A 1,361-nucleotide genomic window follows, 5' to 3' on the forward strand; every position below is an offset into this window, starting at 1 on the left:
AAGCATGTGTAATCGGGCGGTCCCCCCAGGGACGAGCTCCCACTACTATCCCGGCTTGACCGAGATGAAGGGAGATGACGATGTTTTATGCTGCTTTGGACGTGTCGCTGCGCTCAGTGGCGATCTGCATTATTGACCAGGATGGGAAGGTTCGGCTCGAGCGATCCGTTTCATCCGACGTGCCGGACCTGGTTCGTTGCCTGCGCGAGTTTGGCGAACCGATCCATCAGGTTGGGCTGGAAGCTGGCACGCTCACTCAACATCTGACCTACGGACTGAAAGAAGCGGGGTTCGACGTCGTGTGCATGGAGGCTCGGCAGGTCAATGCCGCTCTTTCGGCCATGCGCAACAAGACCGACAAAAACGACGCTCGCGGCATCGCCCAACTGCTGCGATCGGGTTGGTATAGTCGGGTGCATGTAAAGAGCGTCGAAAGCCATTACATCCGTGCATTGCTCACCAGCCGCAAGGTCATGCAGCGGAAATGCATCGACCTTGAAAACGAAATCCGCGGGCTTCTGAAGGTCTTCGGCGTCAAACTGCCGATGCGTCTGCGGGGTGGTGCGTTCGATGCGGCCGTCCGGGACACGATCGAAAGCGATCCCGCACTAAGCCATGCGCTCCTACCGATGTTGCAGGCCAGGCAGATGCTTCTGGAAACCTTTCTTGAACTCGATCGACGTGTCCGAAGAGCGGCGCACCAAGACTCCGTCACTACGCGGTTCATGAGTGTTCCAGGTGTCGGCTACGTGACGGCTTTGAGCTTCAAGGCCGCAGTTGACGATCCGACCCGCTTCAAAAGCTCGCGCACTGTCGGCGCTCACTTCGGGCTGACGCCGCGACGCTTCCAGTCCGGCGAGAAGGACAATCCCGGCCGGATCTCCCATGCCGGCGACGCCGACGTGCGGGCGACGCTCTATGCAGCCGCCAACGCGATGCTGATGCGGTCGATTGCCTGGAGCAGCCTGAAGGCATGGGGCGTGCGGCTGATGAAGACCAAGGGACGGCGGCGAGCCATCGTCGCTGTCGCCCGCAAGATTGCCGTCGTGCTTCATCGGATGTGGATCGACGGCACAGAGTTCCGGTTCGGATCGGAGGCATCTGCATGATTTGACAGAGCCTTCGAACTCGATCCTGGCCGGATCGTCCCACGCGGACGACGGGATGGATGAAGCCGTTAATGTCTGCTGCGCTTCGAGCGCGTCGCAAAGCGAGGCTTTCCAGACCCTGATCCCATGCATGCATGCAGCGACTCCAAGCGTGAAGGAGCCAACAGACTGCGAAGAGAAGCGTGACCCGCGTGAACGATCAGGCCGCCGAAGATTAAAAAAGAGCTTGACCCAAATGCCCGATTAGAGAAG

The 1,361-nt window shown here is 59.6% G+C and carries 1 protein-coding gene; it reads left to right on the forward strand.

Annotation, left to right across the window (positions count from 1 at the left end; all coding sequences use genetic code 11):
* Positions 1–80 precede the first annotated feature (80 nt).
* Positions 81–1,109: an IS110 family RNA-guided transposase gene (locus tag C7476_RS27770; RefSeq protein WP_114433126.1), complete on the forward strand. Its 1,029-nt coding sequence runs from the start codon at positions 81–83 to the stop codon at positions 1,107–1,109.
* Positions 1,110–1,361: the final 252 nt, after the last annotated feature.

This window comes from Phyllobacterium bourgognense (genome assembly GCF_003337575.1).
Classification (GTDB): domain Bacteria; phylum Pseudomonadota; class Alphaproteobacteria; order Rhizobiales; family Rhizobiaceae; genus Phyllobacterium; species Phyllobacterium bourgognense.

What these genes read in the sequence shown, in the direction of transcription:
- C7476_RS27770 (WP_114433126.1), top strand. Translation starts at nt 81, where the DNA reads ATGTTTTATGCTGCTTTGGACGTGTCGCTGCGCTCAGTGGCGATCTGC.